General features: G+C 71.1%; 23 protein-coding genes and 1 pseudogene. 18 read left to right on the top strand and 6 right to left on the bottom strand.

Features of this window, described 5'->3' with window-relative positions; translation table 11 throughout:
* The first annotated feature begins 28 nt into the window (after positions 1-28).
* Together AB0F72_RS34735 and AB0F72_RS34730 are read left to right on the top strand one after the other, a co-directional pair.
* On the top strand, positions 29-496 hold the full coding sequence (locus AB0F72_RS34735; protein ID WP_360440692.1) for a DinB family protein: 468 nt from the start codon (positions 29-31) through the stop codon (positions 494-496).
* Positions 493-1602 carry an aminotransferase class I/II-fold pyridoxal phosphate-dependent enzyme gene (locus AB0F72_RS34730; RefSeq protein WP_360440689.1) on the top strand — a complete coding sequence of 370 codons (1110 nt, stop codon included), beginning with the start codon at positions 493-495 and terminating at the stop codon, positions 1600-1602. The genes AB0F72_RS34735 and AB0F72_RS34730 overlap by 4 nt, the downstream gene beginning before the upstream one ends.
* Positions 1603-2320: 718 nt before the next feature.
* On the opposite strand, the gene katG is transcribed toward AB0F72_RS34730, so the two are convergent.
* Positions 2321-4555 (bottom strand): catalase/peroxidase HPI, encoded by a 2235-nt coding sequence (katG, locus tag AB0F72_RS34725; protein WP_360440686.1) that lies wholly within the window; start codon positions 4553-4555, stop codon positions 2321-2323.
* Entirely contained in the window at positions 4552-4986 is a 435-nt protein-coding gene (locus AB0F72_RS34720) for a Fur family transcriptional regulator (RefSeq protein WP_360440683.1), read from the bottom strand. The genes katG and AB0F72_RS34720 overlap by 4 nt, the downstream gene beginning before the upstream one ends.
* A 1079-nt stretch (positions 4987-6065) precedes the next feature.
* Here AB0F72_RS34720 and AB0F72_RS34715 point away from each other — a divergent pair.
* From AB0F72_RS34715 to AB0F72_RS34695, 5 genes are read left to right on the top strand one after another with little or no spacing between them, the layout of a single operon-like run.
* Positions 6066-7079, top strand: a complete 1014-nt coding sequence (locus tag AB0F72_RS34715; protein WP_360440680.1) for a metal ABC transporter substrate-binding protein — start codon at positions 6066-6068, stop codon at positions 7077-7079.
* Positions 7080-7081: 2 nt separating this feature from the next.
* A complete protein-coding gene (locus AB0F72_RS34710; protein WP_360440677.1) occupies positions 7082-7825 on the top strand; it encodes a metal ABC transporter ATP-binding protein in 744 nt (247 codons plus the stop codon).
* Positions 7822-8676, top strand: coding sequence for a metal ABC transporter permease (locus AB0F72_RS34705; RefSeq protein ID WP_360440674.1), 855 nt, complete (start codon positions 7822-7824; stop codon positions 8674-8676). Before AB0F72_RS34710 ends, AB0F72_RS34705 begins: the two co-directional genes overlap by 4 nt.
* On the top strand, positions 8660-9493 hold the full coding sequence (locus AB0F72_RS34700) for a metal ABC transporter permease (protein ID WP_360440671.1): 834 nt from the start codon (positions 8660-8662) through the stop codon (positions 9491-9493). The genes AB0F72_RS34705 and AB0F72_RS34700 overlap by 17 nt, the downstream gene beginning before the upstream one ends.
* A complete protein-coding gene (locus tag AB0F72_RS34695) occupies positions 9490-9843 on the top strand; it encodes a metalloregulator ArsR/SmtB family transcription factor (protein ID WP_360440667.1) in 354 nt (117 codons plus the stop codon). Before AB0F72_RS34700 ends, AB0F72_RS34695 begins: the two co-directional genes overlap by 4 nt.
* Positions 9844-10035: 192 nt before the next feature.
* On the opposite strand, the gene AB0F72_RS34690 is transcribed toward AB0F72_RS34695, so the two are convergent.
* Positions 10036-11262 carry a GTP-binding protein gene (locus tag AB0F72_RS34690; RefSeq protein WP_360440664.1) on the bottom strand — a complete coding sequence of 409 codons (1227 nt, stop codon included), beginning with the start codon at positions 11260-11262 and terminating at the stop codon, positions 10036-10038.
* Between the two features lie 61 nt (positions 11263-11323).
* Between AB0F72_RS34690 and rpmB the strand changes: the two are divergent.
* A pseudogene (gene rpmB, locus AB0F72_RS34685) lies at positions 11324-11434 on the top strand (50S ribosomal protein L28); the annotation flags it as partial.
* 23 nt (positions 11435-11457) lie between these two features.
* On the top strand, positions 11458-11754 hold the full coding sequence (gene rpsN, locus AB0F72_RS34680) for a 30S ribosomal protein S14 (RefSeq protein ID WP_360440661.1): 297 nt from the start codon (positions 11458-11460) through the stop codon (positions 11752-11754).
* On the opposite strand, the gene AB0F72_RS34675 is transcribed toward rpsN, so the two are convergent.
* Positions 11755-12882, bottom strand: a complete 1128-nt coding sequence (locus AB0F72_RS34675; RefSeq protein ID WP_360440658.1) for a DUF6596 domain-containing protein — start codon at positions 12880-12882, stop codon at positions 11755-11757.
* A gap of 16 nt (positions 12883-12898) precedes the next feature.
* Positions 12899-13306 carry a YciI family protein gene (locus AB0F72_RS34670; protein ID WP_360440655.1) on the bottom strand — a complete coding sequence of 136 codons (408 nt, stop codon included), beginning with the start codon at positions 13304-13306 and terminating at the stop codon, positions 12899-12901.
* A 534-nt stretch (positions 13307-13840) separates the two neighbouring features.
* On the opposite strand from AB0F72_RS34670, the gene AB0F72_RS34665 reads away from it, so the two are divergent.
* From AB0F72_RS34665 to AB0F72_RS34625, 9 genes are all read left to right on the top strand, one after another.
* The gene (locus tag AB0F72_RS34665) at positions 13841-15199 is read left to right on the top strand and encodes an inositol-3-phosphate synthase (protein ID WP_360440652.1); all 1359 of its coding nucleotides are present in this window, start codon (positions 13841-13843) and stop codon (positions 15197-15199) included.
* Positions 15192-16127 carry an SCO3242 family prenyltransferase gene (locus AB0F72_RS34660; protein WP_360440649.1) on the top strand — a complete coding sequence of 312 codons (936 nt, stop codon included), beginning with the start codon at positions 15192-15194 and terminating at the stop codon, positions 16125-16127. Before AB0F72_RS34665 ends, AB0F72_RS34660 begins: the two co-directional genes overlap by 8 nt.
* Before the next feature lie 79 nt (positions 16128-16206).
* Positions 16207-17040: a sugar phosphate isomerase/epimerase family protein gene (locus tag AB0F72_RS34655; RefSeq protein ID WP_360440646.1), complete on the top strand. Its 834-nt coding sequence runs from the start codon at positions 16207-16209 to the stop codon at positions 17038-17040.
* A 65-nt stretch (positions 17041-17105) separates the two neighbouring features.
* Positions 17106-17675, top strand: coding sequence for an EboA domain-containing protein (locus AB0F72_RS34650; protein ID WP_360440643.1), 570 nt, complete (start codon positions 17106-17108; stop codon positions 17673-17675).
* Complete coding sequence (locus AB0F72_RS34645) at positions 17675-18541, top strand: TatD family hydrolase (protein WP_360440640.1); 867 nt, start codon at positions 17675-17677, stop codon at positions 18539-18541. The genes AB0F72_RS34650 and AB0F72_RS34645 overlap by 1 nt, the downstream gene beginning before the upstream one ends.
* Complete coding sequence (eboE, locus tag AB0F72_RS34640; RefSeq protein WP_360440637.1) at positions 18541-19629, top strand: metabolite traffic protein EboE; 1089 nt, start codon at positions 18541-18543, stop codon at positions 19627-19629. Before AB0F72_RS34645 ends, eboE begins: the two co-directional genes overlap by 1 nt.
* On the top strand, positions 19626-20999 hold the full coding sequence (locus tag AB0F72_RS34635) for a nucleotide pyrophosphatase/phosphodiesterase family protein (RefSeq protein WP_360440634.1): 1374 nt from the start codon (positions 19626-19628) through the stop codon (positions 20997-20999). Before eboE ends, AB0F72_RS34635 begins: the two co-directional genes overlap by 4 nt.
* 47 nt (positions 21000-21046) lie before the next feature.
* The gene (locus AB0F72_RS34630; RefSeq protein WP_360440631.1) at positions 21047-22054 is read left to right on the top strand and encodes a polyprenyl synthetase family protein; all 1008 of its coding nucleotides are present in this window, start codon (positions 21047-21049) and stop codon (positions 22052-22054) included.
* Positions 22055-22090: 36 nt separating this feature from the next.
* Complete coding sequence (locus AB0F72_RS34625; protein WP_360440628.1) at positions 22091-23257, top strand: glycosyltransferase family 4 protein; 1167 nt, start codon at positions 22091-22093, stop codon at positions 23255-23257.
* Positions 23258-23354: 97 nt separating this feature from the next.
* On the opposite strand, the gene AB0F72_RS34620 is transcribed toward AB0F72_RS34625, so the two are convergent.
* Positions 23355-23759: a PPOX class F420-dependent oxidoreductase gene (locus tag AB0F72_RS34620; protein WP_360440625.1), complete on the bottom strand. Its 405-nt coding sequence runs from the start codon at positions 23757-23759 to the stop codon at positions 23355-23357.
* Between the last annotated feature and the right edge of the window lie 627 nt (positions 23760-24386).

Here is a 24386-nt window from a genome sequence, read left to right as displayed (position 1 = left end):
AGGCGGTGACGCGATGAGGAGGCGTGCCGTGATATCCACTGACGACTATCTGTACTTCGCCGGGCGGGCGCTCGACGGGATGGCCGGCATCGTCGCCGGGCTCGGTGACGAACTCGCCAACTCCCGGCCCGCGCTGCCCGGTGCGAACACGCCGTACGCGCTGCTCACCCACTGTGTGGGCGTGGTCGACTACTGGGCCGGTGTCCTCGTCGCCGGCCGTCCGGTGGTCCGCGACCGCGACGCCGAGTTCACCGCTTCCGGCCCGGTCGCGCCGCTGCTCGCTGAGGTGGTGGCCGTACGGGAACGTCTCGCTGCGGACGTGCGCGCCGCCGAGCCGCAGGCGTCGCTGCGAGCGCAACCACCGGGGTCCTTCCAAGGTCCGGCCCGGGAACTGAACCGTGGCGCCGCGCTGCTCCACGTCTACGAGGAACTCGCCCAGCACCACGGGCAGATGGAGATCATGCGGGACGCGATCCTTGCGCAGGCCCGGCCGTGACCGCGTTCGACGCCCGCGTCGACATCGGACGACTGCGATCCGGGTACGGGGTCAAGTGGGGCGCCCTGGAACCCGGCACCCTCGGCGCCTGGGTGGCCGACATGGACTTCCCGGTCGCGCCGATCATCCGGCAGCGGGTGCACGAGGTCACCGACCACGGCTACCCGCACTGGCCGGGCGGCGACCCGGTGGTGGCCGCCTTCACCGACCGGATGCGCACGCGCTACGACTGGGACCCGTCACCGGATCGGACCAGGGTTTTCACCGACCTGATCCAGATCCTGCAGGTGATCATCGAGGTGGTGACAGCGCCGGGTGACGGTATCGGCGTGCAGTTGCCGAACTATCCGCCGTTTCTGGCCAGCATCCTCCGCGCCGGCCGCCGCATCGTGCCCGTCACCTCACCGGCCGACCTGGCGGGTTGCCGGCTGTTCCTGCTGGTGAATCCCCATAATCCGACGGGCCGGGTGTTTTCCGGTGCGGAGCTTGCCGCTTTTGCTTCGGCCGCGCGGGAGCATGACGTGACGGTCCTGTCCGACGAGATCCACGCCGACCTCGTCTACGCGGGTCACCGGCACATCCCGTTCGCGTCGCTGAGTGCGGACGCCGCCGCCCGCACGATCACCGCGACGTCCGCGACGAAGGCGTTCAACATCGCCGGCCTGCGCTGCGCGGTCGCCCACATCGGGCCGTCGTCGGTGCGGGAGGCGCTGGACCGCTTCCCGCTGGACTATTTCGGACAGCCGAGCACGCTGGGACGGGTCGCGACGGTGGCCGCCTGGCGCGAGGCGGACGACTGGCTGGACGGGTTGATGCACACGTTGACCCTGAACCGTGACCAGGTCACACGGTGGGCTGCCACCTTGCCGGGGGATACCGGCTATCGCGAGCCGGAGGGGACATACTTGGCGTGGCTCCGCTTCCCGGGCCTGGGGCCGGACCCGGCGGCGGTGCTGGAGGAGAAGGCGAAGGTGCGGCTGGGCCGGGGCGCCGACTTCAGCCCGGACACCGGTGCGTTCGTGCGCATCAACTTCGCGACGAGTCCCGAGGTGCTGGGCGAGATTCTGGAGCGGGTTTCCGGCGTGGTGGACAGTCCGCGCCCGTAGGTGATCGTCACCGGAGCCTGTCTGGCGTCCTGCGAGCCGTAGCCCACGCCGGGAATCGGGCCGGACAAGGCGTATCCGCTACGGCTGGCGGAGCTCGGCCGTAGCTGAGGCATGTGATCAAGCGCGGATAACCGCTACTGGCTACGGCTGGCGGAGCTCGGCCGTAGCTGAGGCATGTGATCAAGCGCGGATAACCGCTACCAGCTACGGCTCGCAGCACGGCACGGCACGGCACGGCACGTCGCGGCACGGCACGTCGCGGCACGGCACGTCGCGGCACGGCACGGCACGTGACGTCGTGCGGCTCGGCAGTCGGCGGGCTGGCTGGGGATCGTGGAGCGGCATGGGTCGGCTGGTGCTGAGTGTTGTCGCGACGGGCCGGTAAGAGCACTGAGAGCCAGCCGGGCGGGGCGAGCTGGTTGTCAGTGTTGTCGACCGGGTGTTTCAGCAGCACTGAGCGCCGGCCGGACCAGCCGGTTCCCGGTGCGGTGGCCCTCCGCGCCCGACGGGCGGCGCCGCGGCGGGCCGGTCGATGCGGGACGGTCTCCACGGTGACCACTGACGTGTCCCGGCGGCCGCGCTGCGGCCGTGACCCGGCACGTGATCGCGCCGTCTCTCGGGGACGGGTCGTCTGCGGTTGGTGGGTGGCGTGACCCGTACCCGGGAAAGGCCGAACCCCGGCAGATCCGCAACCATCTGCCGGGGTTCGCTTCAAACATCAGACCAGGTCGTGCCGGTCCAGCTCCATGACCTTCGTCCACGCCGTCACGAAGTCGTTGACGAACTTCTCCTTGGCGTCAGCGCTCGCGTAGACCTCGGCCAGCGCCCGCAGCTGCGAGTTCGAGCCGAAGATCAGGTCGACCACGGTGGCGGTCCACTTGGTCTCGCCGGTCGCCAGGTCCTGGATGTCGTAGACGTGCTCGGTCTCCGACGCCTTCCACTTGGTGCCCGGGGACAGCAGGTTGACGAAGAAGTCGTTGCTGAGCACGCCCGGCTTGTCGGTGAGCACGCCGTGCTTGGTGCCACCGAAGTTGTTGCCGAGCGCGCGCAGGCCGCCGACCAGGACGGTCATCTCCGGCGCGGTCAGGTTCAGCATGTAGGCGCGGTCGACCAGCAGGATCTCCGGCTGGGTCTTCTCGCCCGGGCGCAGGTAGTTGCGGAACCCGTCGGCGCGCGGCTCCAGGACCTTGAACGACTCGACGTCGGTCTGCTCCTGGGAGGCGTCGGTGCGGCCCGGGTGGAACGGCACGGTCACCGGGACGCCGGCGTCCTTGGCCGCCTTCTCCACGGCCGCGTTGCCGGCCAGGACGATCAGGTCGGCCAGGGAGATCTGCGCGCCACCGGCGGCGTTGAACTCCTGCTGGATCTTCCCGAGGGCGTCGACGACGGCGATCGCGTGCTGGTTGACCTCCCAGTTGCGCTGCGGCTCGAGGCGGATCCGGGCGCCGTTCGCGCCACCGCGCTTGTCGGTGGAGCGGTACGTGGCGGCCGAGGCCCACGCGGCCTGGATCAGCTGCGCGACGCTCAGGCCCGAGTCGAGGACCTTCGCCTTGAGCGCGGCCACGTCGGCGTCGCTGACCAGCGGGCCCTCGACGGCCGGGACCGGGTCCTGCCACAGCTGGGCCTCCGGCACCCACGGGCCGAGGAAGCGGGTGACCGGGCCCATGTCACGGTGCAGCAGCTTGTACCACGCCTTGGCGAACGCGAGGCGGAACTCCTCGGGGTTCTCCAGGAAGCGGCGCGAGATCTTCTCGTAGGCCGGGTCGACCCGCAGCGACAGGTCGGTGGTCAGCATCGTCGGGCGGTGCTTCTTCGACGGGTCGAAGGCGTCCGGGATGATCTCGTCAGTGGTCTTGGCGACCCACTGCTTCGCGCCGGCCGGGCTGGTGGTCAGCTCCCACTCGTAGCCGAAGAGGATCTCGAAGAACCGGTTGCTCCACTGGGTGGGCTTGTCGGTCCAGGTGACCTCGAGGCCACTGGTGATGGCGTCCTTGCCCTTGCCGCTGGCGTGGGTGCTCAGCCAGCCAAGGCCCTGCGCCTCGATCGGGGCGCCCTCGGGCTCCGCGCCGACGTGGCCGTCGGCCGGGGCCGCGCCGTGCGTCTTGCCGAACGTGTGACCACCGGCGATCAGCGCGACGGTCTCCTCGTCGTTCATCGCCATCCGGGCGAAGGTCTCCCGGATGAAGTGCGCCGCCGCGAGCGGGTCCGCGTTGCCGCGCGGGCCCTCCGGGTTCACGTAGATGAGGCCCATCTCGGTGGCGCCGACGCCCTCGGCCATCGTCTTCTCCGAGGCGTAGCGCTCGTCGCCGAGCCAGGTGTCCTCGGGACCCCAGAAGATCTCCTCCGGCTCCCAGACGTCGACGCGGCCGAAGCCGAAGCCGAAGGTCTCGAAGCCCATCGACTCCATGGCGACGTTGCCGGCGAGAACCAGCAGGTCGGCCCAGGAGATCTTCTGGCCGTACTTGGCCTTGATCGGCCAGAGCAGGCGGCGCGCCTTGTCCAGGTTCGCGTTGTCCGGCCAGCTGTTCAGCGGGGCGAACCGCTGCCCGCCGTCGCCGGCGCCACCGCGGCCGTCCTGGATGCGGTAGGTGCCCGCCGCGTGCCAGCTCATCCGGATCATCAGACCGCCGTAGTGGCCGAAGTCGGCCGGCCACCAGTCCTGCGAGGTGGTCATGAGCTCGACGAGGTCGCGCTTGAGGGCCTCGACGTCGAGCTTGGCGAACTCCTTTGCGTACTCGAAGTCCTCGCCGAGCGGGTTGCCCTTCGGCGAGTGGGCGTGCAGCACCGACAGGTCGAGCTGGTTCGGCCACCAGTCACGGTTGGTGCGCGGACGACCGCCGGTCTTCGGGGTCGGCGAGTCGATCGCCGGGTTCTCGCTCTCGCTGCCGTGTGCGGTCACGGAGTCATGCGCCACCGGGCACTTGCCGGTTCCGCTGTCCTGGGCGTCGCTCATGGGTTTCCTTCCGATTTTCTGCTCGAACAGTCGGGGCAGACGCCCCAGTAGACGACCTCCGCCTCGTCGACCACGAACCCGTGATCGTTCGACGCGGTGAGACAGGGGGCGTGGCCGACCGCACAGTCGACGTCGGCGATCGCTCCGCAGGAGCGGCACACCACGTGGTGGTGGTTGTCGCCTACTCGCACTTCGTAGCGGGCGTTCGCACCGGTGGGCTGGATCCGGCGTACCAGTCCGGCCTCGGTGAGCGCACGTAGCACATCGTAAACCGCCTGGTGGGAGACGGTGGGAAGATCCGCCCGTACGAGTGCGATCACCGTGTCGGTGTCGACGTGTGGGTGGTCCCGCAGCGCGGTGAGCACCGCAAGCCGGGGCCGGGTCACGCGCAACGAGACCGCCCGGAGCTGTTCCTCAAGGTCGGCCGTCATGGCGAAGACCTTAGCGAGCTTTTCTGGAATGAATCAAGTTTTCAAACCTGTGTGTCGGGTAAGCCACGAAGCCTTAAGTCCCGGTTCATCCACGAAACCCTTTGCCGGGTACGCGGTGAAACGCCCCAGCCGCAGTCGACCCGTCCCCGAGAGCCCGCGCGATCACGTGCCGGGTCACGGCCGCAGCGCGGCCGCCGGGACACGTCGGTGGTCGAGGTGGAGACCGTCCCGCCGGGGGTGGGCGCCCCAGCGCTGGCAGCCAGCTGGTCCAGCTGGTCGAGCTGGTCCAGCTGGTCCAGCTGGTCCAGCTGGTCGTGAGTGCTGTCGAAGCACCCCGTCGGCAGCACTGGCAGCCAGCTCGCCTCGCCCGGCTGGCTCCCAGTGCTCCTACCGGCCCGTCGCGACAACACTCAGCGCCAGCCCGCCCCCGCGGCTCCACGATCCACCGCCAGCCGGCCGCCGAGCCCGCACGACGTCACATGACAGCGCGCCGCATCGCATCGCGCGGCTTGGCGCGTCACGAGCCGTAGCCGGTAGCGGTCATTCGTGCTTGATCACATGTCCCAGCTACGGCCGGGCTCCGCGAGCCGTAGCTGGTAGCGGTCATTCGTGCTTGATCACATGTCCCAGCTACGGCCGAGCCCCGCCAGCCGTAGCGGAAACGCCTTATCGCGGCTTGATTCCTGCGTGAGCTACGGCTCGTGACAGCGGCCCACCCGAATTCCACACGCTCCGGGGGGCTGGCGTCGCGTGTGGACTTGGGGTGCGTGGCGAACCCGAATTCCACACGCTCCGGGCCGGCCGGCGTCGCCTGTGGACTTGGGGTGCGTGGCGAACCCGAATTCCACACGCTCCTGGCCGGCCGGCGTCGCGTGTGGAGTTGAGGCTCGGAGCGGACCCGAACTCCACGCGCTCCAGGGTGTCGGTCCCCGCGTGTGGAGTTGAGGCTCGGAGCGCACCGGAACTCCACGCGCTCCGGGGAGGGCCGCTCCGACTGGCGACACATCGTCAATTTGCGATTAGACGATAGATTCTGGGAATGATTACCGTTTCACTCCTCAGTGACAGGAGTGAGATTCATGAAGCGCATGTTCTGGATCGCGGGCCTTGCCGCGGCCACCACCGTGATCGCGGGGTGCGGCTCGTCCGCCGGTGACGCCACGGGCGCCGCGGACGCCTCGAGCGACGCGGCCACCGGGCCGAAGCTCGCGGTGGTCGCGACCACCCCGGAGGTCGCGGACTTCGTGCGCAACATCGGGGGCGCGGAGGTCGACGTCACCCAGATCATCAAGCCCAACGTGGACCCCCACGACTATGAGCCCACGCCCGCTGACCTGCAGGCCATCGCGTCCGCGAAGCTGGTGGTCAAGAGCGGTGTTGGCCTGGAGGAGTGGCTCGACCGTACGATCGAGTCCGCCGGTTTTGATGGAACGGTCGTCGATTCCAGCACCGGTGTGACGCTGCGCGAGGGCGGCCACGAGCACGCGGAAGAGGGCGAGGCGCACGCGGACGAGGCGCACGCCGAGGAGGAGGCGCACGCCGGGGAAGAGGAGCACGACCCGCACATCTGGCACGACCCGCGCAACGCCAAGATCATGGTCGCCAACATCGAGAAGGGCCTGGCCGCCGCCGAGCCCGCCAAGGCGTCCGCGTTCGCCGCGAACCTGACCACCTACACCGCCCAGCTCGACAAGCTGGACAGCGACAACGCCGCGGCGTGGTCCAAGATCCCGGCGGCCGACCGGAAGCTGGTCACCAACCATGACGCCTTCGGCTACTACATCCAGCGGTACGACCTGGAGTTCGTCGGCTCGGTGATCCCCAGCCTGGACACGTCCGCCGAACTGTCCGCGAAGCAGCTCAACGACCTGGTCGCGAAGATCAAGAGCACCGGGACCAAGGCGATCTTCGCGGAGAGCTCGCTGCCGCCGAAGACCGCCGAGGCGATCGCCAAGCAGGCCGGCGTCAAGGTCGTCGCGGGTGAGGACGCCCTGTTCGGCGACAGCCTCGGCGCGCCCGGATCGCCCGAGGGCACGTACCTCGGCGCCGAGCGGCACAACACCCAGATCCTCGTCGAGGCGCTGGCAAGCTGATCATGGACCGGCCCGGACTGGAACTGCGGTACTCCGGCGTGAGCATCGGCTATCAGGGCCGGCCGGTGCTCACCGGCGTCGACCTCGAGCTGCGCGCCGGCCAGCGACTCGCGCTCGTCGGCCCGAACGGCGCCGGCAAATCCACCCTGATCAAGTCGATGCTCGGGCTCGCCGAGGTGCTCGGCGGGACGGCGCGCGTTCCGGCCCGGACGGACACCGGATACGTGCCGCAGAGCGGCGCCCTCGACGCGGACTTCCCGGTCAGCGTCCGCCAGGTCGTGATGATGGGCCGCTACCGCCGGCTCGGCTGGTGGCGGCCGGTCCGTTCCGCCGACCGCGCCGCCGTCGCGGAGGCCCTGGACCGGGTCGGGCTCGCCGACCGGGCCCGGCACCGCTTCGGCCTGCTCTCCGGCGGGCAGCGCCAGCGGGTGCTGCTCGCCCGGGCGATCGTCGCGCAACCGGCGCTGTTGCTGCTCGACGAACCGTTCAACGGGGTGGACGCGGTGAGCCAGGAGGCCATCGTGACGGTCCTGCGGGAGCTGTCGGCCGCCGGCGCCGCGCTGGTGCTCAGCACCCACGACCTCGGGGTGGCCCGCGATCTCGCCGACCTGGTCTGCCTGGTCAACGGCCGGCAGCAGGCGGTGGGCACGCCAGGGGAGACGCTCACGGCCGAGTCACTGCGCCGGACGTACGGCAGTGGCGCGATCGATCTGGCCGACGGCCGGATGGTCCTGGTGGAACCGTGATCGATCCGTTCACCGTACCCTTCATGGGCCGTGCCCTCGCCGAGATCGCCCTGCTGGCGCTGATCTGCGGCCCGATCAGCGTCTTCGTGTTCGTGCGCCGGCTGTCGTTCGTCTCGGACGCGCTCACCCACACGGTCTTCCCCGGTGTCGTGATCGGATTCGCGGCGGCCGGCATCGAGGGGATCTTCGTCGGCGCGCTGGTCGCCGGTGTGATCACCGCGCTGGTGCTGACGGTCCTGACGAACCGGGCCCGGCTCTCCGACGACGCGGCGACGGCGGTCCTGCTCACCGCGATGTTCTCGGCGGGTGTGGTGCTGGTGTCGCGCCGATCGTCGTACACATCGGATCTGACGTCTTTTCTCTTCGGTCGTCTGCTGACCGTGACGACTCGGCAGCTCGCCGAGACCGCCGTGCTCGCGGTGGTGATCCTCGCCGGGCTGCTCGTCGTCGCCCGCGCGCTGGTGTTCCGCTCGTTCGATCCGGAGGGCGCGGCCGCTGCCGGTTTCCGGGTCGGCTGGCTCGACCTGTGGCTGAACGTGCTGCTCGCCCTCGTGGTGGTGGCCGCTGTCCGCGCGGTCGGGACGATCCTGGTGGTGGCCCTGCTGATCGTGCCGGCGGCGGCCGCGCGGATGGTCAGCGATCGGCTCGCGGTGATGGCCGGTGCCGGCGCGGTGCTCGTGCTCGCCGCCGGCTACGCCGGGCTCCTGCTGAGCTGGACCGCCTCCTTACGGTACGGGGTCTCGCTCACCTCCGCCTCCGCGGTGGTGCTGTTGCTGGTGCTGTTCTACCTGCTCCTGATCCCGGTGCGGTGGCTGCGTTCGGGAAGGAGCCGGCGTGAACTGGTGGGATGACGTGCTGCACCGCGCCGTCGCCGAGGTGATCCTGATCGGCGCGCTGGCCGGGATGATCGGCGTGCACGTGGTGATGCGGCGGCTGTCGTTCTTCACGATGGCGCTGACCCACGCGACCTTCCCCGGCGTCGTGGCCGCCTCGATCATCGGGGTGAACCTGCTGGTCGGCGGCGTCGCCACCGGCGCGGTGATCGCCATCGGGGTGGCCGTGCTGGCGCGCCGGCGCGGCCAGGACGCGGCGGCCGCCACCGGTGTGCTGCTCTCCGGCGGGTTCGCCCTCGGCGCGGCTCTCGTCGCGACGCAGAGCGGGTTCAGCCGGGACCTGTCGTCGTTCCTGGTCGGTTCGATCCTCACGGTGAGCGCCGCCGATCTGGTGGTCACCGCTGTGGTGCTGGCCGTGGTCGCGGTGGTGCTGCTGGCCGGCGCCCGGCCGCTGCTCTTCGTCGGTTTCGATCCGCACGGCGCGCGGGCGGCCGGGCTCTCCACCACGGGCTGGGACCTGCTTCTGCTGCTGACGATCCAGCTGGTGGTGGTGGCGGTGGTCCCGGCGGTCGGCACGATCCTGGCGCTGTCGCTGATCGTCGCCCCGGCCGCCGCGGCCCGGCTCTGGTCCGACCGCCTGCCGGTGATCACCGGGCTGGCCGTGGTGTTCGCGATTCTCAGCGGCTTGGCGGGGCTCTACGCCTCCGCCCGATGGAACGTGGCGGCCGGCGCGAGCATCTCGCTGACCGCCACCGCCGTTCTGGCCGTGTCGTGGCCGGCGAGGTGGCTCGTCCGCTGGTCGTCAGCGCGCTGGACCCCGGTGCCGTCCACGTGATCGCGCCGGACGAGCCGGTTCCCGGCGCCGGCCAAGTCCCCGGGGCAGGCCAGGTCCCCGGGGCCGGCCAGGTGATCGACCTGGACGACCTGAGCCGGGCCGTCACGGTGCTGCGCGGGATGGCCTACGAGCATCGGCTGCACATCCTCGTGGTGCTGCGGGCGGGCGAGGCCACCCCGGCCACGATCGGCGAGGTGGTCCCGGCCCATCCCACGGCGATCGCCCACCACCTGCGCCATCTGGCCGACGCCGGGCTGGTCCGCCGGAGCCGCCGGGGCAGGCACGTGTACTACGCGCTCACCACCCCGGCGGTCGGCGACCTGATCGACGGCGTGCTCGCCCTGAGGTGATCCCGGCTGGTGGATCGTCTCGCGCTGAGGTGATCCCGGCGGGTGGATGGATCGTGGAGTCGTCGATGCCGGCTGGCGCTCAGTGTTCAGAAATCGGGCGCCTGGCAGCCCCAGTCGCCAGCCGGGCGAGACGAGCTGGCTTTCAGCGCTGCCGGCAACCCGCTGCGCCAGCGCTGAAAGCCAGCTTCGTAACTACTGCTCCTTGCCGGTGAGTGCGTCGGTGAGGGAGCCGGTGAGGGAGCCGGTGAGGGGGAAGCAGCCGGCGAACGGGTCGGGCCAGGCACGCCAGGCGTCGAAGCCGTCCGCGATCTCGGCGTCGGTCAGCAGGCAGTCGTTGAGCAGGGCGTTCAGGCGCACGGCGTCCAGCTCGAAGCCGATCAGGGCGAGCACGGTCTGCCGGTCGCCGTAGTACGGGTCCCAGTCCAGGTCGGCGGCGAGCCGGCGCTCGACGCTGGTCTCGGTCCAGCGCTCGACCGGCAGGGCGGCCAGCCAGTACCCGAGGCTGCCCAGGCTCACCCCGCCGCCGGCCGCCTCGAACGCGACGACGGCGTCCGGCTGGCTGGCGATCCACAGCTGCCCGCGGCCGCGCAGGGCCTGCTCGGTGATGCTCTCCAGGGCGTCGTGCAGCCGCTGCGGGTGGAACGGGCGGCGGGCCCGGAAGACGACCGAGCTCTCCCCGTCGTGCACGGCGATCTGCCGTCCTTCCAGGGCCAGGCCGAGCATGCCGGGCCGGTTCGGGTCGTGCCGCCCGGTGCGGCGCAGACCGGCGGTGAGGCCGGCGCAGTCCAGCAGCGGCGAGGTGCCGGTGGCGACCTGGACCGCCCAGGGTGCGAGCCGGTGCACCAGGGTGCCGAGCCGCTGCAGGTCGAGCCGGTCGGTGTCCGGACGGCTCCAGAGCAGCACGGTGTCGGCGAACTCCACCTGGTGCACGACCACCTCGGCGACCGCGCGGTGGTCGTCCTCGGCGGCGTGCATGTCCCGGTCCCGCAGGTCGTCGCTGCTGGCCAGGTCGTCGAGGAAGTCGTCGGCGTCGACGACTGTCACATAGGAGTCGAACCGCAGCGCCTCGGTCGCGTGCGCGCAGACCGTGGCGACGGCTTCCGGCTCCACGACCGGCGGCAGGACCAGCAGGATGTCGCTGCCGGGCTGCTCGTCGGCGAGGCGCAGCAGGGTGGGCAGCACGTCCTCGCGCAGGGTGCAGGAGACACAGCCGTGTTCCAGTGTGACGTCGACCTGCTCGACGATGCCGGCGGCGGACTCGACGGTGCGCCGCACGACACCGTCGCGCAGGCCGGTCAGGGAGTGGCTCACGGCCACCAGGTTCGGGTCCGCGATGAGCAGAGCCCGGGCTGCCGCCTGCACGGTGCCCGGATTGAACCCGGACAGCACGGTGACGGCGGGGGCGACTGAGATCTTCACACCCCCTATCTTGTTGCCTCAACTTGCTAATGACAATGATTTTCATTGTAAAGTTGCCACCATGTCCCACATCTGTGACGTGACAGGCGCGAAGCCCAGCTTCGGCAACGCCGTGTCCCACTCGCACCGCCGCACCCGCCGCCGCTGGAACCCGAACGTCCAGCGCCGCCGCGTCGATTTCCGGAAGGACCGCTGATGGCCCGCCGCAGCCTGACCGAACGTGAGAAGCGCCGCGCCGAGCTGGTGGACCGGTACGCCGAGCGGCGTCGTGATCTGAAGCGGACGATCGCCACGGATCCGGAGGGCCGGGCCGCCGCGGTGCGCCGCCTCGCCACCCTGCCGCGCGACTCCAGCCCGAGCCGGCGCCGCAGCCGCGATCAGATCGACGGCCGGCCCCGGGGAGTGCTCAGCAGATTCGGGCTGTCACGCGTTCGATTCCGGGAACTCGCGTTGCGCGGGGAGCTTCCCGGCGTACGGAAGGCATCGTGGTAGTCATCGTGCGTTGAGCCGCGCCGCCTGGCGGGTCAGGTGATCCCGCTCGGCGGCGTTCGACGCCGCGTGCGCCGCCTCGGTGTAGAGCCGGGCCGCGGTCTCCCGGTCGCCGTCACGTTCATGCAGGTAGGCGGCGACCGCCGGATAGCGCGGCAGCGACGGGTCAAGGGTGGCGATCTCGGCCAGCCCGGCCCGCGCGCCGTCCGCCTCACCGACCGCGACCGCCCGGTTGAGCCGCACGATCGGGCTGCCGGTGAGCCGCACGAGTTCGTCGTACCACTCCACGATCTGCACCCAGTCGGTCTCCGCCGCGTCCTGCGCGTCCGCGTGCAGCGCCGCGATGGCGGCCTGCGCCTGGAACTCGCCGAGCCGGTCGCGGCTGAGCGCCGTCTGCAGCACCGCGACACCCTCGGCGATCAGCACGGTGTCCCAGCGGCCGCGGTCCTGTGCGGCGAGCGGCACGAGGCTGCCGTCGGCGGCGATCCGCGCGTCCCGCCGGGCGTGGTGCAGCAGCATGAGGGCGAGCAACCCGGACACCTCAGGGTGATCGATAACGGTCGCGAGCTGCCGGGTGAGCCGGATCGCCTCGGCGGCCAGGTCGACGTCGCCGGAGTACCCCTCGTTGAACACCAGATAGAGCACGCGCAGCACCGTGGCGACGTCGCCGGGCTGATCGAGCCGCACGCCGGACACGGTCCGCTTGGCCCGGCTGATCCGCTGCGCCATGGTCGCCTCGGGCACCAGGTAGGCGTCCGCGATCTGCCGCGTGGTCAGCCCGCCGACCGCGCGCAGGGTGAGCGCGACGGCGGACGCCGGGGTCAGCGACGGATGCGCGCAGAGGAAGTAGAGCCGCAGCGTGTCATCGGTTTCCGCGGCGGGACCGGGCGCCGGCTCGTCGCCGGCCGCCTCCTCCCGCCGCCGGCGCGCCGCCTCCGCCCGGGTCGCGTCGAGGAACCGCCGCCAGGCCACCGTGACGAGCCACCCCTTGGGGTCGCGCGGCGGGTCGGCCGGCCAGGTGCGCACCGCCTCGACGAGCGCGTCCTGGACGGCGTCCTCGGCCGCCGCGAAGTCGGCCCCGCGGCGGACGAGGACGCCGATCACGCTCGGCGTGAGCTCCCGGTAGTTCATCGTGAGATCTCGGCGGTCACTCAGTGATCGTCGGCAGCGAGGTCAGAATCGGACGCAGCTCCAGCCACTCGTGGATCGGCTTCCCGTCCTTGCCGGGCGCGGCCGACAGTTCGGCGGCCAGCTCCAGGGCCCGGTCGCAACTGTCCACATCGATCAGCATCCATCCGGCGATGAGGTCCTTGGTCTCCGCGAACGGCCCGTCGGTCACCGGCGGCCGCCCCTCACCGTCATACCGCACCCACGTGCCCGCCGGTTGAAGCGCCTGCTCGGCGACGAACTCCCCGGTCGCCTCCAGCCGCCGCGCGAAGTCGCTCATGTACTGGATGTGCGCCGAGATCTCCTCGGGACTCCACTTGTCCATCGGCACGTCGTTGATCGCCGCCGGAGCGCCCCGGTAGTGCTTGAGCAGCAGATACTTAGCCATGACGTCTCTCCTCGATCCAAGCCGCGACCCGTTCTGGTCACGTTCTACAGCGGGGACGGAGCCGCCCGGGGTTTCTCGACATCCATCGGGTACGAGTTTTCGGCCCCGTGAGCCCATGCCCCGCCAGTGTTCACCGTGAGCCGTCGGCGTGGCTTGGTGTGGCGTGGCTTGGTGTGGCGTGGCTTGGTGTGGCGTGGCTTGGTGTGGCGTGGCGTGGCGTGGATGAGGGCGCACACAACGGCACTGTGCGCGTTCGTCCACGCCCGGACGAGGATGGGCGCACACGCACCGCCTCTGTGTGCCCGCACGGCCGCTGGCTCACGCCTGTGTGTGCCCGCACGGCCGCTGGCTCACGCTTCTGTGTGACCTGGCCGCGGCTGGCTCGAGCTTCTGTGTGCCGTCGCCCACGCGCGCGCCGCGACCGGTGTGACTGGCCTCGAAGTGCCAGCGGTGTTGCCCTGGACTCACGCCGCATCCCATGAAAGATTGACCGAAACCGATTTCTCGCGGTGAGCCGTCAACGGGGAGGGCGTGATGGGAATCGGAGTGTGGTTGATGGGTGCCCGTGGATCGGTCGCGGTCACCAGCGTCGTCGGGGCTCTGGCCGTCCGGGCCGGTCTGGCGGAACCGGCCGGCATGGTCACCGAGTCGCCGCCGCTGCGGGACACGGCCCTGCCCGGACTGACCGATCTGGTGTTCGGTGGGCATGACATCACGGCCGTACCCGTGGTGAAGAAGGCGGAGTCCCTCGCTGCCGCCGGCGTCCTGCCGGCCGGACTAACCGCATCGCTGGGTGTCGATCTGGCGTCCGTGGAGCGTGAGGTCCGCGCGTTGCCGGTCGCCGCAACGCAGCGGGAAACCGCGGAACTGATCGCCGCCGACATCACCGGATTCCGTGATCGGCACGGCCTCGACCGGGTCGTCGTGATCAATGTGGCGTCGACCGAGGCGGCCGCTTCCGATCACCCGGCGCACGCCGATCTGGCCGCTCTCGAGGAGGCTCTGGGCGACGCCGATCCGGTCCTGCCGGCGAGCGCGCTCGCGGCTTATGCGGCGTTCCGGGCGGGTTGTCCGTTCGTCGATTTCACGCCCTCCACCGGCGCGCGGCTGCCCGCCCTGGAACAACTCGCCGCCGAGCGCGGACTGCCCTACGGCGGCCGGGACGGAAAGACGGGGGAGACCCTGGTGAAGTCGGTGCTGGCGCCGATGTTCATGATGCGAAACCTGCGGGTGCGGTCCTGGTCCGGCACGAATCTGCTCGGCGGCGGCGACGGCGCCAACCTCGCCGACCCGGCCGCGAACGCCGCCAAGGCCGGCAGCAAGCAGCGGGTGCTCAAGGAGACCCTCGGGTACCAGCCGCAGGGGCACAGCCGGATCGAGTACGTCGACGACATCGGCGACTTCAAGACCGCCTGGGACCTGATCACGTTCACCGGTTTCCTCGGCGTCGGCATGCGGATGGAGTTCAGCTGGCACGGCTGCGACTCGGCCCTGGCCGCCCCGCTCGTGCTCGACCTGGCACGCCTGGTCGCGGCGGCACACGCCGCCGGACGATCCGGTCCGCTCACCGAACTCGCCTTCTTCTTCAAGGACCCGATCGGGGACGTCCCGCACGGCCTCGCCGACCAGTGGGCCCACCTGATCCGATTCGCCCGAGACCTGAGCCAGCCGGGAAGCAGCGACCTGGAAGGCCGCGCGCCGGCAAGCAGCGACCTCGGAGGCCGCGAGCCGGCAAGCCGCGAGCCGGCAAGCCGCGAGCCGGCAAGCCGCGTGCCGGCAGGCCCCGTGCCGGCAGGCCCCGTGCCGGCAGGCCCCGTGCCGGCAAGCCCCGAGCCGGCGAGCCGCGCGCCGGGAAACCCCGAGCCGGGAGGCCGGGAGGAGGACGATGCCTGACCGACCAGAGCGGCGGCCCGGCCCACCGAGCCGGCGCCCCCGCGCACCACGCTGGCGCCCCCGCGCACCACGCTGGCGCGACCTCGCCGAGCTGGTGCGCGCCCCCGCCGCCCTCTCCGTCCCCGGCGACGCGATAGCCGGCGCCGCGGCAGCCGGTGGGCTCAACCGGCGCACGGCCGGGCTGGCCGCCGCGTCGATCTGCCTCTACTGGGCCGGAATGGCCGCCAACGACTGGGCCGACCGCGACCTGGACGCGGTGGAACGCCCGGAACGCCCGGTCCCGTCCGGCCGGATCACTCCCGGTCACGCCCTCGCGGTCGCCACCGGTCTCACCGCGGCCGGCGTGGGCATCGCCGCCCTCACCGGCGGCCGCCGGGCCGCTGCGGTGGCGGTCCCCCTGGCCGGCGCGATCTGGATCTACGACCTGTGGGCGAAGAACACCGCCGCCGGCCCACCGATGATGGCTCTCTGCCGCGGTTTGGATGTGCTGCTGGGAGCAAGCGGCAGCGAAGCCGGCGGGATCCGTGACGCCGTCCCGGCCGCTCTCACGATGGCCGCGCACACCGCAACGGTCACCCTCCTGTCCCGGCGCGAGGTCACCGGCGGCGGCGCCGGCCTGCCGGCGGCCACCTTGGCCGCGACGGTCGCCCTGGCCGCGGCGTGCGCGAAACCCTTCGGGGGTACGGCCGGGCGAACCGCGACGGCCCTCGCCGGCTGGTACGCCACCTGGTACGGCACCGCCCAGGCCCGCGCCGCCACGGAACCCTCCGCGAACCGGTTCCGTGCCGCGGTCGGCGCCGGGATCACCGGGATGCCGCCGCTCCAAGGCGCCCTGACCGCCCGGGCCGGCGCCCCGATCACGGGTCTGGCCGTAGCCGCGGCGGCCCCCCTCGCGAAACGCCTGACCCAGCGGGTGTCGGCCACATGAAAGGCCACATGAAAGGCCACATGAAAGGCCACATGAAAGGGCGCACGAGAAGCCACCAAGGATCGACGGGACCGGCCACATGAGACTGGGATACGGCACCAACGGCTTCGCCAACCACCGCCTCCCCGAGGCGCTCCGGGTGATCGCCGACCTCGGGTACGACGGCGTCGCGCTCACCCTGGACACCTGCCACCTCGACCCGTTCGCCCCGGACCTGGCCCGGCGCACCGCCGAGGTCGCCGCCGACCTCGACCGGCTCGGTCTCGCCGTGGTGATCGAGACCGGGGCCCGCTACCTGCTCGACCCGTGGCACAAGCACGCGCCGACGTTCATGCACGACGACCCCGCCCCGCGCCTGGAGTACCTGCGCCGCGCCGTGCGGATCGGCGCCGATCTCGGAGCGGAGGCGGTCTCGTTCTGGGCCGGCATCGCACCGGTGGGCGTACCCGATGCCTGGGACCGATTGGTCCGCGGCTGCGACCAGGTGGTCCGCTATGCGGCCGAGCACGGCGTGACCCTGGGGTTCGAACCCGAGCCCGGCATGCTCGTCGAGGACCTGGCCGGCTGGCACCGCCTGCACGCCGCCCTCGGCCGCCCGGCCGGACTGGGCATCACGCTGGACATCGGGCACTGCCGCTGCCTGGAGCCGAACCCGGTGCCCGACTGTGTCGCCGACGCCGGCCCGTACCTGGTCAACGTGCAGATCGACGACATGCGCCGCGGGGTGCACGAGCACCTGGAGTTCGGCGACGGCGAGATCGACTTCCCGCCGGTGACGGCGGCCCTGGCGACCGCCGGCTACCGGGGTCTGGTCGCGGTCGAGCTGCCCCGGCACTCGCACGCGGCGCCCGCGGTGGCCCGCCGATCCATCGACTTCCTGAGAAAGGCGTCAACTGAGGGAGGCGTCAACTGAGGGAGGCGTCAACTGAGGGAGGCGTCGGCATGAGGAAGGCGTCAGCATGAGAGGGAGGCGGCAGCATGACCGGGCTGGTGGAACTGCGCGCGGCGCTCGGCGAGAACGGCTGGCTCGACGACGCGCTTGCGAAGATCACCTCTGATCCGGCCGCCGTCGGCGCGCTGTTCCCGGCGGCCGGTCGCCGCTGCGGCCGGGAACCGGTCGCTCCGGGGTGGACCGCTGACGAGGTCGCGCGTGCGTTGCTGCTCTCGGCCGCTCCCGGCGAGGCGGAAACCCTTTACCGGTACGGCGACGCGGACGAGAAACGTGCGGTGCTCAAAGCCCTGCCGCTGATTCCGGCGACCGGCGAAACGGTGTCATTGCTGCACGACGCGCTGCGCACGAACGACACCCGGCTGGTCGCCGCCGCGCTCGGGCCGGCCGCCCGGCAACTGGATGCCGCCACCTGGCGGCAGGGGGTCCTCAAATGCGTGTTCATGGGCATTCCGCTGACCGCCGTTGACGGGTTGCCCGACCGCGCCGATGCCGTATTGGCCGAGATGCTCGGTGCTTTCGCCGAGGAACGGAAAGCGGCCGGGCGTGACGTCCCGGCCGACGCTCAGGAATTGCTGGAGCAGTTGAAGGGAGCCTGATGCGGATCTTCGATCCCCATATTCACATGACCTCCCGTACCACCGACGACTACGAGCGGATGGCCGCCGCCGGGGTGCGCGCGGTCGTCGAGCCGGCGTTCTGGCTCGGCCAGCCACGCACCGGACCGGAATCGTTCACCGACTACTTCGACTCGCTGATCGGCTGGGAGCCGTTCCGGGCGAGCCAGTTCGGCATCCGGCACCACGCGACGATCGCGCTCAACCCGAAGGAGGCCAACGACAGGCGCTGCCGGCCGGTGCTCGATCTGCTGCCGCGATATCTGGCGAAGGACGGCGTGGTCGCGGTCGGGGAGATCGGGTACGACTCGATGACCGCCGACGAGGACGAGGTCTTCGCCGCCCAGCTCGCCCTCGCGATCGAGCACGACCTGCCGGCCCTGGTGCACACCCCGCACCGGGACAAGGCGCGGGGCACCGAGCGCAGCATCGCCGTGGTCCGCGAGTCCGGAATCGATCCGGGCCGGGTGGTGCTCGACCACCTCAACGAGCTGACCGTCGCCCCGGCCCTGGACGCCGGTCTGTGGGCAGGTTTCTCGATATATCCGGACACGAAGATGTCACCGGACCGCATGGTGAAGATCCTCTCCGAGTACGGGCTGGATCGCGTCCTGGTGAATTCGGCAGCCGACTGGGGCCGCTCCGACCCGCTGCTCACTCTCCGGACGGCCGAGGAAATGCGGGCCGGCGGATTCACCGAGGACGATGTCGATCGGGTGCTGTGGCGTAATCCGGTGGAGTTCTTCAGCCAGTCCGGGCGGCTGGACCTCTCCGGCGAGGAGAGGGTCGACGTGGCGGAGACGGGTGCGACCTTCGCCGGCAACTCGATTCTGCGCGGAGGCAGCTGATGCGGCATCTCAGCTATTGCACCAACGTGCACCCGGCGGAGGATCTCGACGGGATCGTCGGCCAATTCGACACGTTCGCCCGGCGGATCCGTTCCCACCTCGACACCGACGTGCTCGGCATCGGGTTGTGGCTGGCCGCCCCGGTCGCCGCCGAGCTCGCGGCCGCCCCCGATTCCCGCCGCCGGTTGCGGCGCGAACTGGACGCCCGTGGTCTGGAGGTGGTCACCCTCAACGGTTTTCCCTATGCCGCGTTTCAGGCGCCGGTGGTCAAACACGCCGTCTATCACCCGGACTGGACCACACCGGAACGCCGGGATTACACGCTGAATCTCGCCCGGATCCTGGTGGATCTGCTGCCGGACCGGGCCGCGCGCGGTTCCATCTCCACGCTGCCGTTCGCGTGGCGCACGCCGTGGGACCCGACCCGGGAGGACGCCGCGCTGCGCCGATTCGACGAACTCGGGAAAGGCCTCGCGGAGATATCCGGCGCGGCCGGACGGCCGGTGCGCGTCGGTCTGGAGCCGGAGCCCGGATGTGTCGTGGAGACCACCGCGCAGGCCGCCGATCTGGTCTCCCGGCTGGACACCGAGTGGATCGGCGTCTGCGTCGACCTGGCCCACCTGGCCTGCGCCTGGGAGGACCCGGCCGCGGCGGTCGCCCGGCTGACCGGTGCCGGGACGCCGATCGTGAAGGTGCAGATCTCGGCGGCGCTGGAGACGGCCGAACCGTCGGCCGGGGTGCTGCGCGATTATGTCGAGCCGCGGTTTCTGCATCAGACCCGCAGCGCGTCCGGTGCGGCGGCCGACGATCTGGACGAGGCCATCGAGCGGCGTCTTCCCGGACCGTGGCGCGTCCATTACCACGTACCCCTGCATGCGGCCCCCGCCGCGCCGCTCACCTCGACCGTCGCGGTGACCCGGGCGGCGATCCGGGAATTGCTGCCGTTCTGCGACCACTTCGACGTGGAGACCTACACGTGGGGGGTTCTTCCGCCCGCGCAGCGGCCGGGTGACGACGCGGCCTTGGCCGCCGGAATCGCCGCCGAACTCGCTGTCGCCGAACTCATGCTCGCGGAGGCGGCCCGATGACCCGTCTCGTGGTGCTCGACGTCGTCGGCCTCACCCCGCGCCTGCTCGCCCACATGCCACGCCTGCGCGCGGTCGCCGACCGGGGATTCCAGGCCCCCTTGGGTACGGTGCTGCCGGCCGTCACCTGTTCCGCCCAGTCCACATTCCTGACCGGTGAACCGCCGTCCGGGCACGGCATCGTCGGCAACGGCTGGTATTTCCGGGAGCTCGGCGAAGTGTTCCTCTGGCGTCAGCACAACGCGCTGGTCGGCGGCGAGAAACTGTGGCAGGCGCTGCGGAGACGGCGGCCCGGCAGCACTGTCGCCAACGTCTGCTGGTGGTACGCGATGGGCGCCGACGTGGATTGGACCGTCACGCCCCGGCCGATCTATTTCGCCGACGGCCGCAAGGAACCGGACTGCTACACCGATCCGCCCGCCCTGCACGACGCGCTGCACGACTCCCTGGGCACCTTCCCGCTCTTCACCTATTGGGGCCCGGGCGCCGGAATGGCCTCCTCCCAGTGGATCTGCCGGGCCGCCGCGAAGGTCATGGCCGACCACGATCCCGATCTCACCCTGGTCTATGTCCCGCATCTCGACTACGACCTGCAGCGGTACGGCCCGGACTCCCCGCAGGCATCGAAGGCCGCCGCTGAGCTCGACGCCGTTCTGGATCCGTTGCTGAACGCCGCATACGCCCGGGACGCGACAGTCGTCGTCCTCTCCGAATACGGCATCACCGAGGTGAGCCGCCCGGTCCACATCAACCGGGCCCTGCGCGCCGAGGGACTGCTGAACGTCTATACCCAGGCGGGCATGGAATACCTCGACCCGTGGACCTCGCGGGCGTTCGCCGTCGCCGACCACCAGATCGCCCACGTCTACGTCCGGGAACCCCGCGACGTGGCGGCGGTCGCGAAGATCTGCGCGGCGCTGCCCGGCGTCGACCAGGTCCTGGACGCGCAGGGCCAGGCCGGGTTCGGGCTGGCCCACCCGCGCTCGGGCGAGCTGGTGCTGGTCGCCGACCCGGACGCCTGGTTCACCTACTACTACTGGCTGCGCGACGCGGACGCGCCGGACTTCGCCCGCCTTGTGGAGATCCACCGCAAGCCCGGGTACGACCCGGCGGAGCTGTTCTTCGACCCGGCCGCCCCGTCCGCCGCCAAGCGCCGCGCCGCCGTGGCCCTGGCCCGCAAGAAGCTCGGCATGCGGTACCTGATGAACGTGGTCGGCCTGGACGCCGGCGCGCAGGCCGTGCGCGGGTCGCACGGGCGGCTCCCGTCGTCGCCGCAGGACGCCCCGGTGCTGCTCTGCTCGTCGGCGGCCGCGTCCCGCCCGGCGCTGGCCGCCACCGAGGTGAAGGACTTCCTGCTGGACCTGGCGACATGAGAGACCCGGCGACATGAGAGACCCGGCGACGTGAGGGACCTGGCGACATGACCGACGACGTCCGGGACCGGGTCGACGCGGCCCTGTCCGCCTTCCTCGATCAGCGCGGCGGCGAGTGGCCGGCGCAGGCGCCGCACGACGTGCTCGGCGTGCTGCGCCGCTTCGTGCTCGCCGGCGGGAAACGGCTGCGGCCCGCGTTCTGCTACTGGGGGTGGCGTGGCGCGGGCGCGCCGGACGCCGACGAGGTGATCGTCGCGGCCGCCGCGCTGGAGCTGTTCCACGCGTTCGCGCTGATCCACGACGACATCATCGACGACAGTGACAGGCGGCGGGGCGAGCCCTCGGTTCACCGCCGGCTCGCCGTGCGGGGAGCGGCTTTCGGCCGGCACGCGGCGCTGCTCTGCGGTGACCTGTGCGCGGCGTGGGCCGAGCAGATGTTCCACGAGTGCGGGCTGCCGCCGGACCGGATCGCCGGCGCCCACCCGATCCTCGCCCGGATGCGCACCGAGGTGATCGCCGGCCAGTACCTGGATCTCGCGGCCGCGGCCACCACGGTGTCGGCAGCGCTGACCGTGGTCCGGCTCAAAGGCGCCCGCTACACGGTCACCCGGCCGCTGCAGATCGGCGCGCGGCTGGCCGGCGGCGAGGCGCTCGGCGAGGCGCTGGCGGCCTTCGGCGACCCGCTCGGCGACGCGTTCCAGCTGCGGGACGACGTGCTCGGCGTCTTCGGCGATCCGCGGGTCACCGGCAAACCGGCGGCGGACGACCTGCGGGAGGGCAAGCCGACCGTGCTGATCGCCCTGACCCGCGAGGCGCTGCCGTCCGCGCGGCGGGATCGCTTCGAGCTGCTCTTCGGCGATCCCGGCCTGGACGAGGAGGGCGCCGCCACGCTCCGCGAGATGATCGTGGCGACCGGCGCCCTGGCCCGGGTGGAACGGATGATCGGGGAACGCCGGGACGAGGCCCTGTCCGCGCTCGAAGCCGCGTGCCTGCCCGACGACGCCCGCAAGGAATTGTCCGAATTGGCCGTCACTGCCATCGATCGGTCTCACTGATTAACCGGCATTGACGCCGCACCATAGGTTGTGCGGGTGAACATCAGGTACATCTTGCACAACGCGTACGGGGTCGGCGGCACGATCCGCACGGTCTTCAATCAGGCGAACGCGCTGTGTGCCAACCACGACGTCGAGATCGCGAGCGTCTACCGCAGCGGGCCGAAGCCGGAGCTGCCGCTCGACCCCCGGGTGCGGCTGGTCTGCCTCACCGGACTGCGGGACAACGGCTCGCGATTCACCGACGCGCCGGGCACCAACTCGCGGTTCTGGCGCAAGACCCGGCGGTTCCCCAACCCGCTGCCGCACGGGCGCGACTTCCGGTACAAGCGCTGGGATCCCTATGTCGACGTCCGGGTGATCCGTTACCTGCGGGCGCAGCGGGACGGCGTGCTGATCACCACGCGGCCGGCGCTGAACCTGCTGTCGGCGTGGTTTGGCCCTCGGCGGCTGATCCGGATCGGTCAGGACCACATGAATTTCGGCAGCTACAGACCGGCACTGCAGACCGCCATCGTACGGGCGTATCCGCGCCTGGACGCGGTAACGGTACTCACTCGTGCCGATCTCGGCTCCTACCGGAACGCGATGGGCGACACGGCCCGGGTGGTGCGCATTCCCAATGGCGTTCCGGCCCGTCCACCCGTACCCGAAGGGGAGCGTGCCCCGATCGTGGCCGCCGCCGGGCGGCTGAGCCGGCAGAAGGGTTTCGACCTTCTGGTGGAGGCGTTCGCGCAGGTGCACGCGGAGCATCCGGACTGGCAGCTGCACCTGTTCGGCGAGGGGAAATGGCGGCCGAAACTGACCGCGATGATCGCCGAGCGCGGTCTGGAGGGTTCGGTGCGGCTGCGGGGGCTGAGCCGGACTCTCGACGCGGAGTTCGCCCGGGCGTCGATCTTCGCGCTGAGCTCGCGCACGGAGGGGCTGCCGATGGTGCTGCTCGAAGCGATGAGCACCGGGCTGCCGGTGGTGGCGTTCGACTGCCCGACCGGCCCGGCCGACGTGGTGGACGATCACGTGAACGGGCTGCTCGTCCCGGCCGAGGACGTGGCGGGCCTGGCGGCCGGCCTGTCCCGGCTGATCAAAAACGGTGACGAGCGCACGGCGATGGGGGAGCGCGCGCGGGTCACCGCGGCGGGGTACGAGATGCCGGTGATCGTCGCGCAGTGGGAGGAGCTCTTCGGCGAGCTGGCCGCGCGTTAGAAAGGACGGGACGGACCCGCTGGTCGCACCCGGTGCGACAAGCGGGCCGGCCCTCCCGATCTCCATCGGGGCCGCGTGCGTCCCGGGCTGAGATGGGTCACGCAGAGACCTTGAACTCGGTGACCTTCGTCGGGGTGACACGGACGATCAGCCGCTTGATCTCGGCCGACTCGGGCGGGTTGGCGTTGGCGTCGCCGAGGTAGCGCTCCGCCAGCCGGGCCGGCAGCGTCTTCGCCGGGTCATCGACCAGTACCGCGGAGCCGCGGATGTCGACGGAGTGGTAGGGGTTGGCGCGGTCGGACACCGTCAGGCTGATCCGCGGATCGCGGGCGAGATTGCGGGCCTTGAGCTTGTCGGCGGTCACCGAGATGAGGACCGCGTCGCCGTCGCGCAGATACCAGACGGTGGACGTGTGCGGAGCGCCGCTGGCGGTCAGCGTGGCCACGACGGCGAAGTTCGGTCCGTCGAGAAGCGCGAGCGTACTGTCGTCGAAAGTTGTCACCAGATCAGTCTGACACGGATAATCCACTTCGGTCCTATCCATCGTGATGGCGGTCAGCTCCCGGGAGCGCGGTCCGTTGGCCCTGAGTGCGGCCGGGGCGCCGTCGGCGTCGTCGCCCCAGGAGCGCCGGCGACACAGTCCGTCGCCGGAGAGGGCGCAGCCCTGCGGGGTGACGGGTCGCGCGCCGGCGCACGGTGCTCTGCGGCCGATGGCTCCGACAGTGCCAGGCCTGCGCCTTCACCTGGCCGTAGAGCCGGGTGTCTGTGACCGTGACCGCGTGCTCGACGTCCCAGGTGGCTGGGTCACCGAAGACGAACTCACCGCCGTGCTTGGCCGGCCGCGGAACTCCGCCAACACATCCATCGCTTCTGCTGGGTCAGCCATGACCGCCACAACGACCATCGATAGGCGCGCACACGGCTCCGCGCGCCTCAGCGTGCCGAAGCGTCACCTGCTCAGACGCCGGATGACGCTCAGCCACAGCCAGTCAGATCGAAGGTGCGGGCCCTCCGAGTGCACGGATCTGCCGAGATGAGGTGCGACACGAGGTCGCACGAAGTGAGTGAGTACGTCGATTGGAGGTCGGGTTTGATGCCCGAGACGTAGCTCCCGGTCAGTGTCTTCAGA

It is taken from the genome of Actinoplanes sp. NPDC023936 (assembly GCF_040639325.1).
GTDB lineage: Bacteria > Actinomycetota > Actinomycetes > Mycobacteriales > Micromonosporaceae > Actinoplanes.
Note: the sequence above shows the minus strand (reverse complement) of the source record. Positions and strands in the feature narration are given on the sequence as shown.

Bases quoted from the DNA above. Each gene is read 5' to 3' on its own strand.
- AB0F72_RS34675 (WP_360440658.1), bottom strand. From the start codon at position 12,882: ATGAACTACCGGGAGCTCACGCCGAGCGTGATCGGCGTCCTCGTCCGC.
- AB0F72_RS34630 (WP_360440631.1), top strand. From the start codon at position 21,047: ATGACCGACGACGTCCGGGACCGGGTCGACGCGGCCCTGTCCGCCTTC.
- AB0F72_RS34635 (WP_360440634.1), top strand. From the start codon at position 19,626: ATGACCCGTCTCGTGGTGCTCGACGTCGTCGGCCTCACCCCGCGCCTG.
- AB0F72_RS34650 (WP_360440643.1), top strand. From the start codon at position 17,106: ATGACCGGGCTGGTGGAACTGCGCGCGGCGCTCGGCGAGAACGGCTGG.
- AB0F72_RS34660 (WP_360440649.1), top strand. From the start codon at position 15,192: ATGCCTGACCGACCAGAGCGGCGGCCCGGCCCACCGAGCCGGCGCCCC.
- AB0F72_RS34645 (WP_360440640.1), top strand. From the start codon at position 17,675: ATGCGGATCTTCGATCCCCATATTCACATGACCTCCCGTACCACCGAC.
- AB0F72_RS34655 (WP_360440646.1), top strand. From the start codon at position 16,207: ATGAGACTGGGATACGGCACCAACGGCTTCGCCAACCACCGCCTCCCC.
- AB0F72_RS34715 (WP_360440680.1), top strand. From the start codon at position 6,066: ATGAAGCGCATGTTCTGGATCGCGGGCCTTGCCGCGGCCACCACCGTG.
- katG (WP_360440686.1), bottom strand. From the start codon at position 4,555: ATGAGCGACGCCCAGGACAGCGGAACCGGCAAGTGCCCGGTGGCGCAT.
- AB0F72_RS34665 (WP_360440652.1), top strand. From the start codon at position 13,841: ATGGGAATCGGAGTGTGGTTGATGGGTGCCCGTGGATCGGTCGCGGTC.
- rpsN (WP_360440661.1), top strand. From the start codon at position 11,458: ATGGCCCGCCGCAGCCTGACCGAACGTGAGAAGCGCCGCGCCGAGCTG.
- AB0F72_RS34710 (WP_360440677.1), top strand. From the start codon at position 7,082: ATGGACCGGCCCGGACTGGAACTGCGGTACTCCGGCGTGAGCATCGGC.
- AB0F72_RS34670 (WP_360440655.1), bottom strand. From the start codon at position 13,306: ATGGCTAAGTATCTGCTGCTCAAGCACTACCGGGGCGCTCCGGCGGCG.
- eboE (WP_360440637.1), top strand. From the start codon at position 18,541: ATGCGGCATCTCAGCTATTGCACCAACGTGCACCCGGCGGAGGATCTC.
- AB0F72_RS34720 (WP_360440683.1), bottom strand. From the start codon at position 4,986: ATGACGGCCGACCTTGAGGAACAGCTCCGGGCGGTCTCGTTGCGCGTG.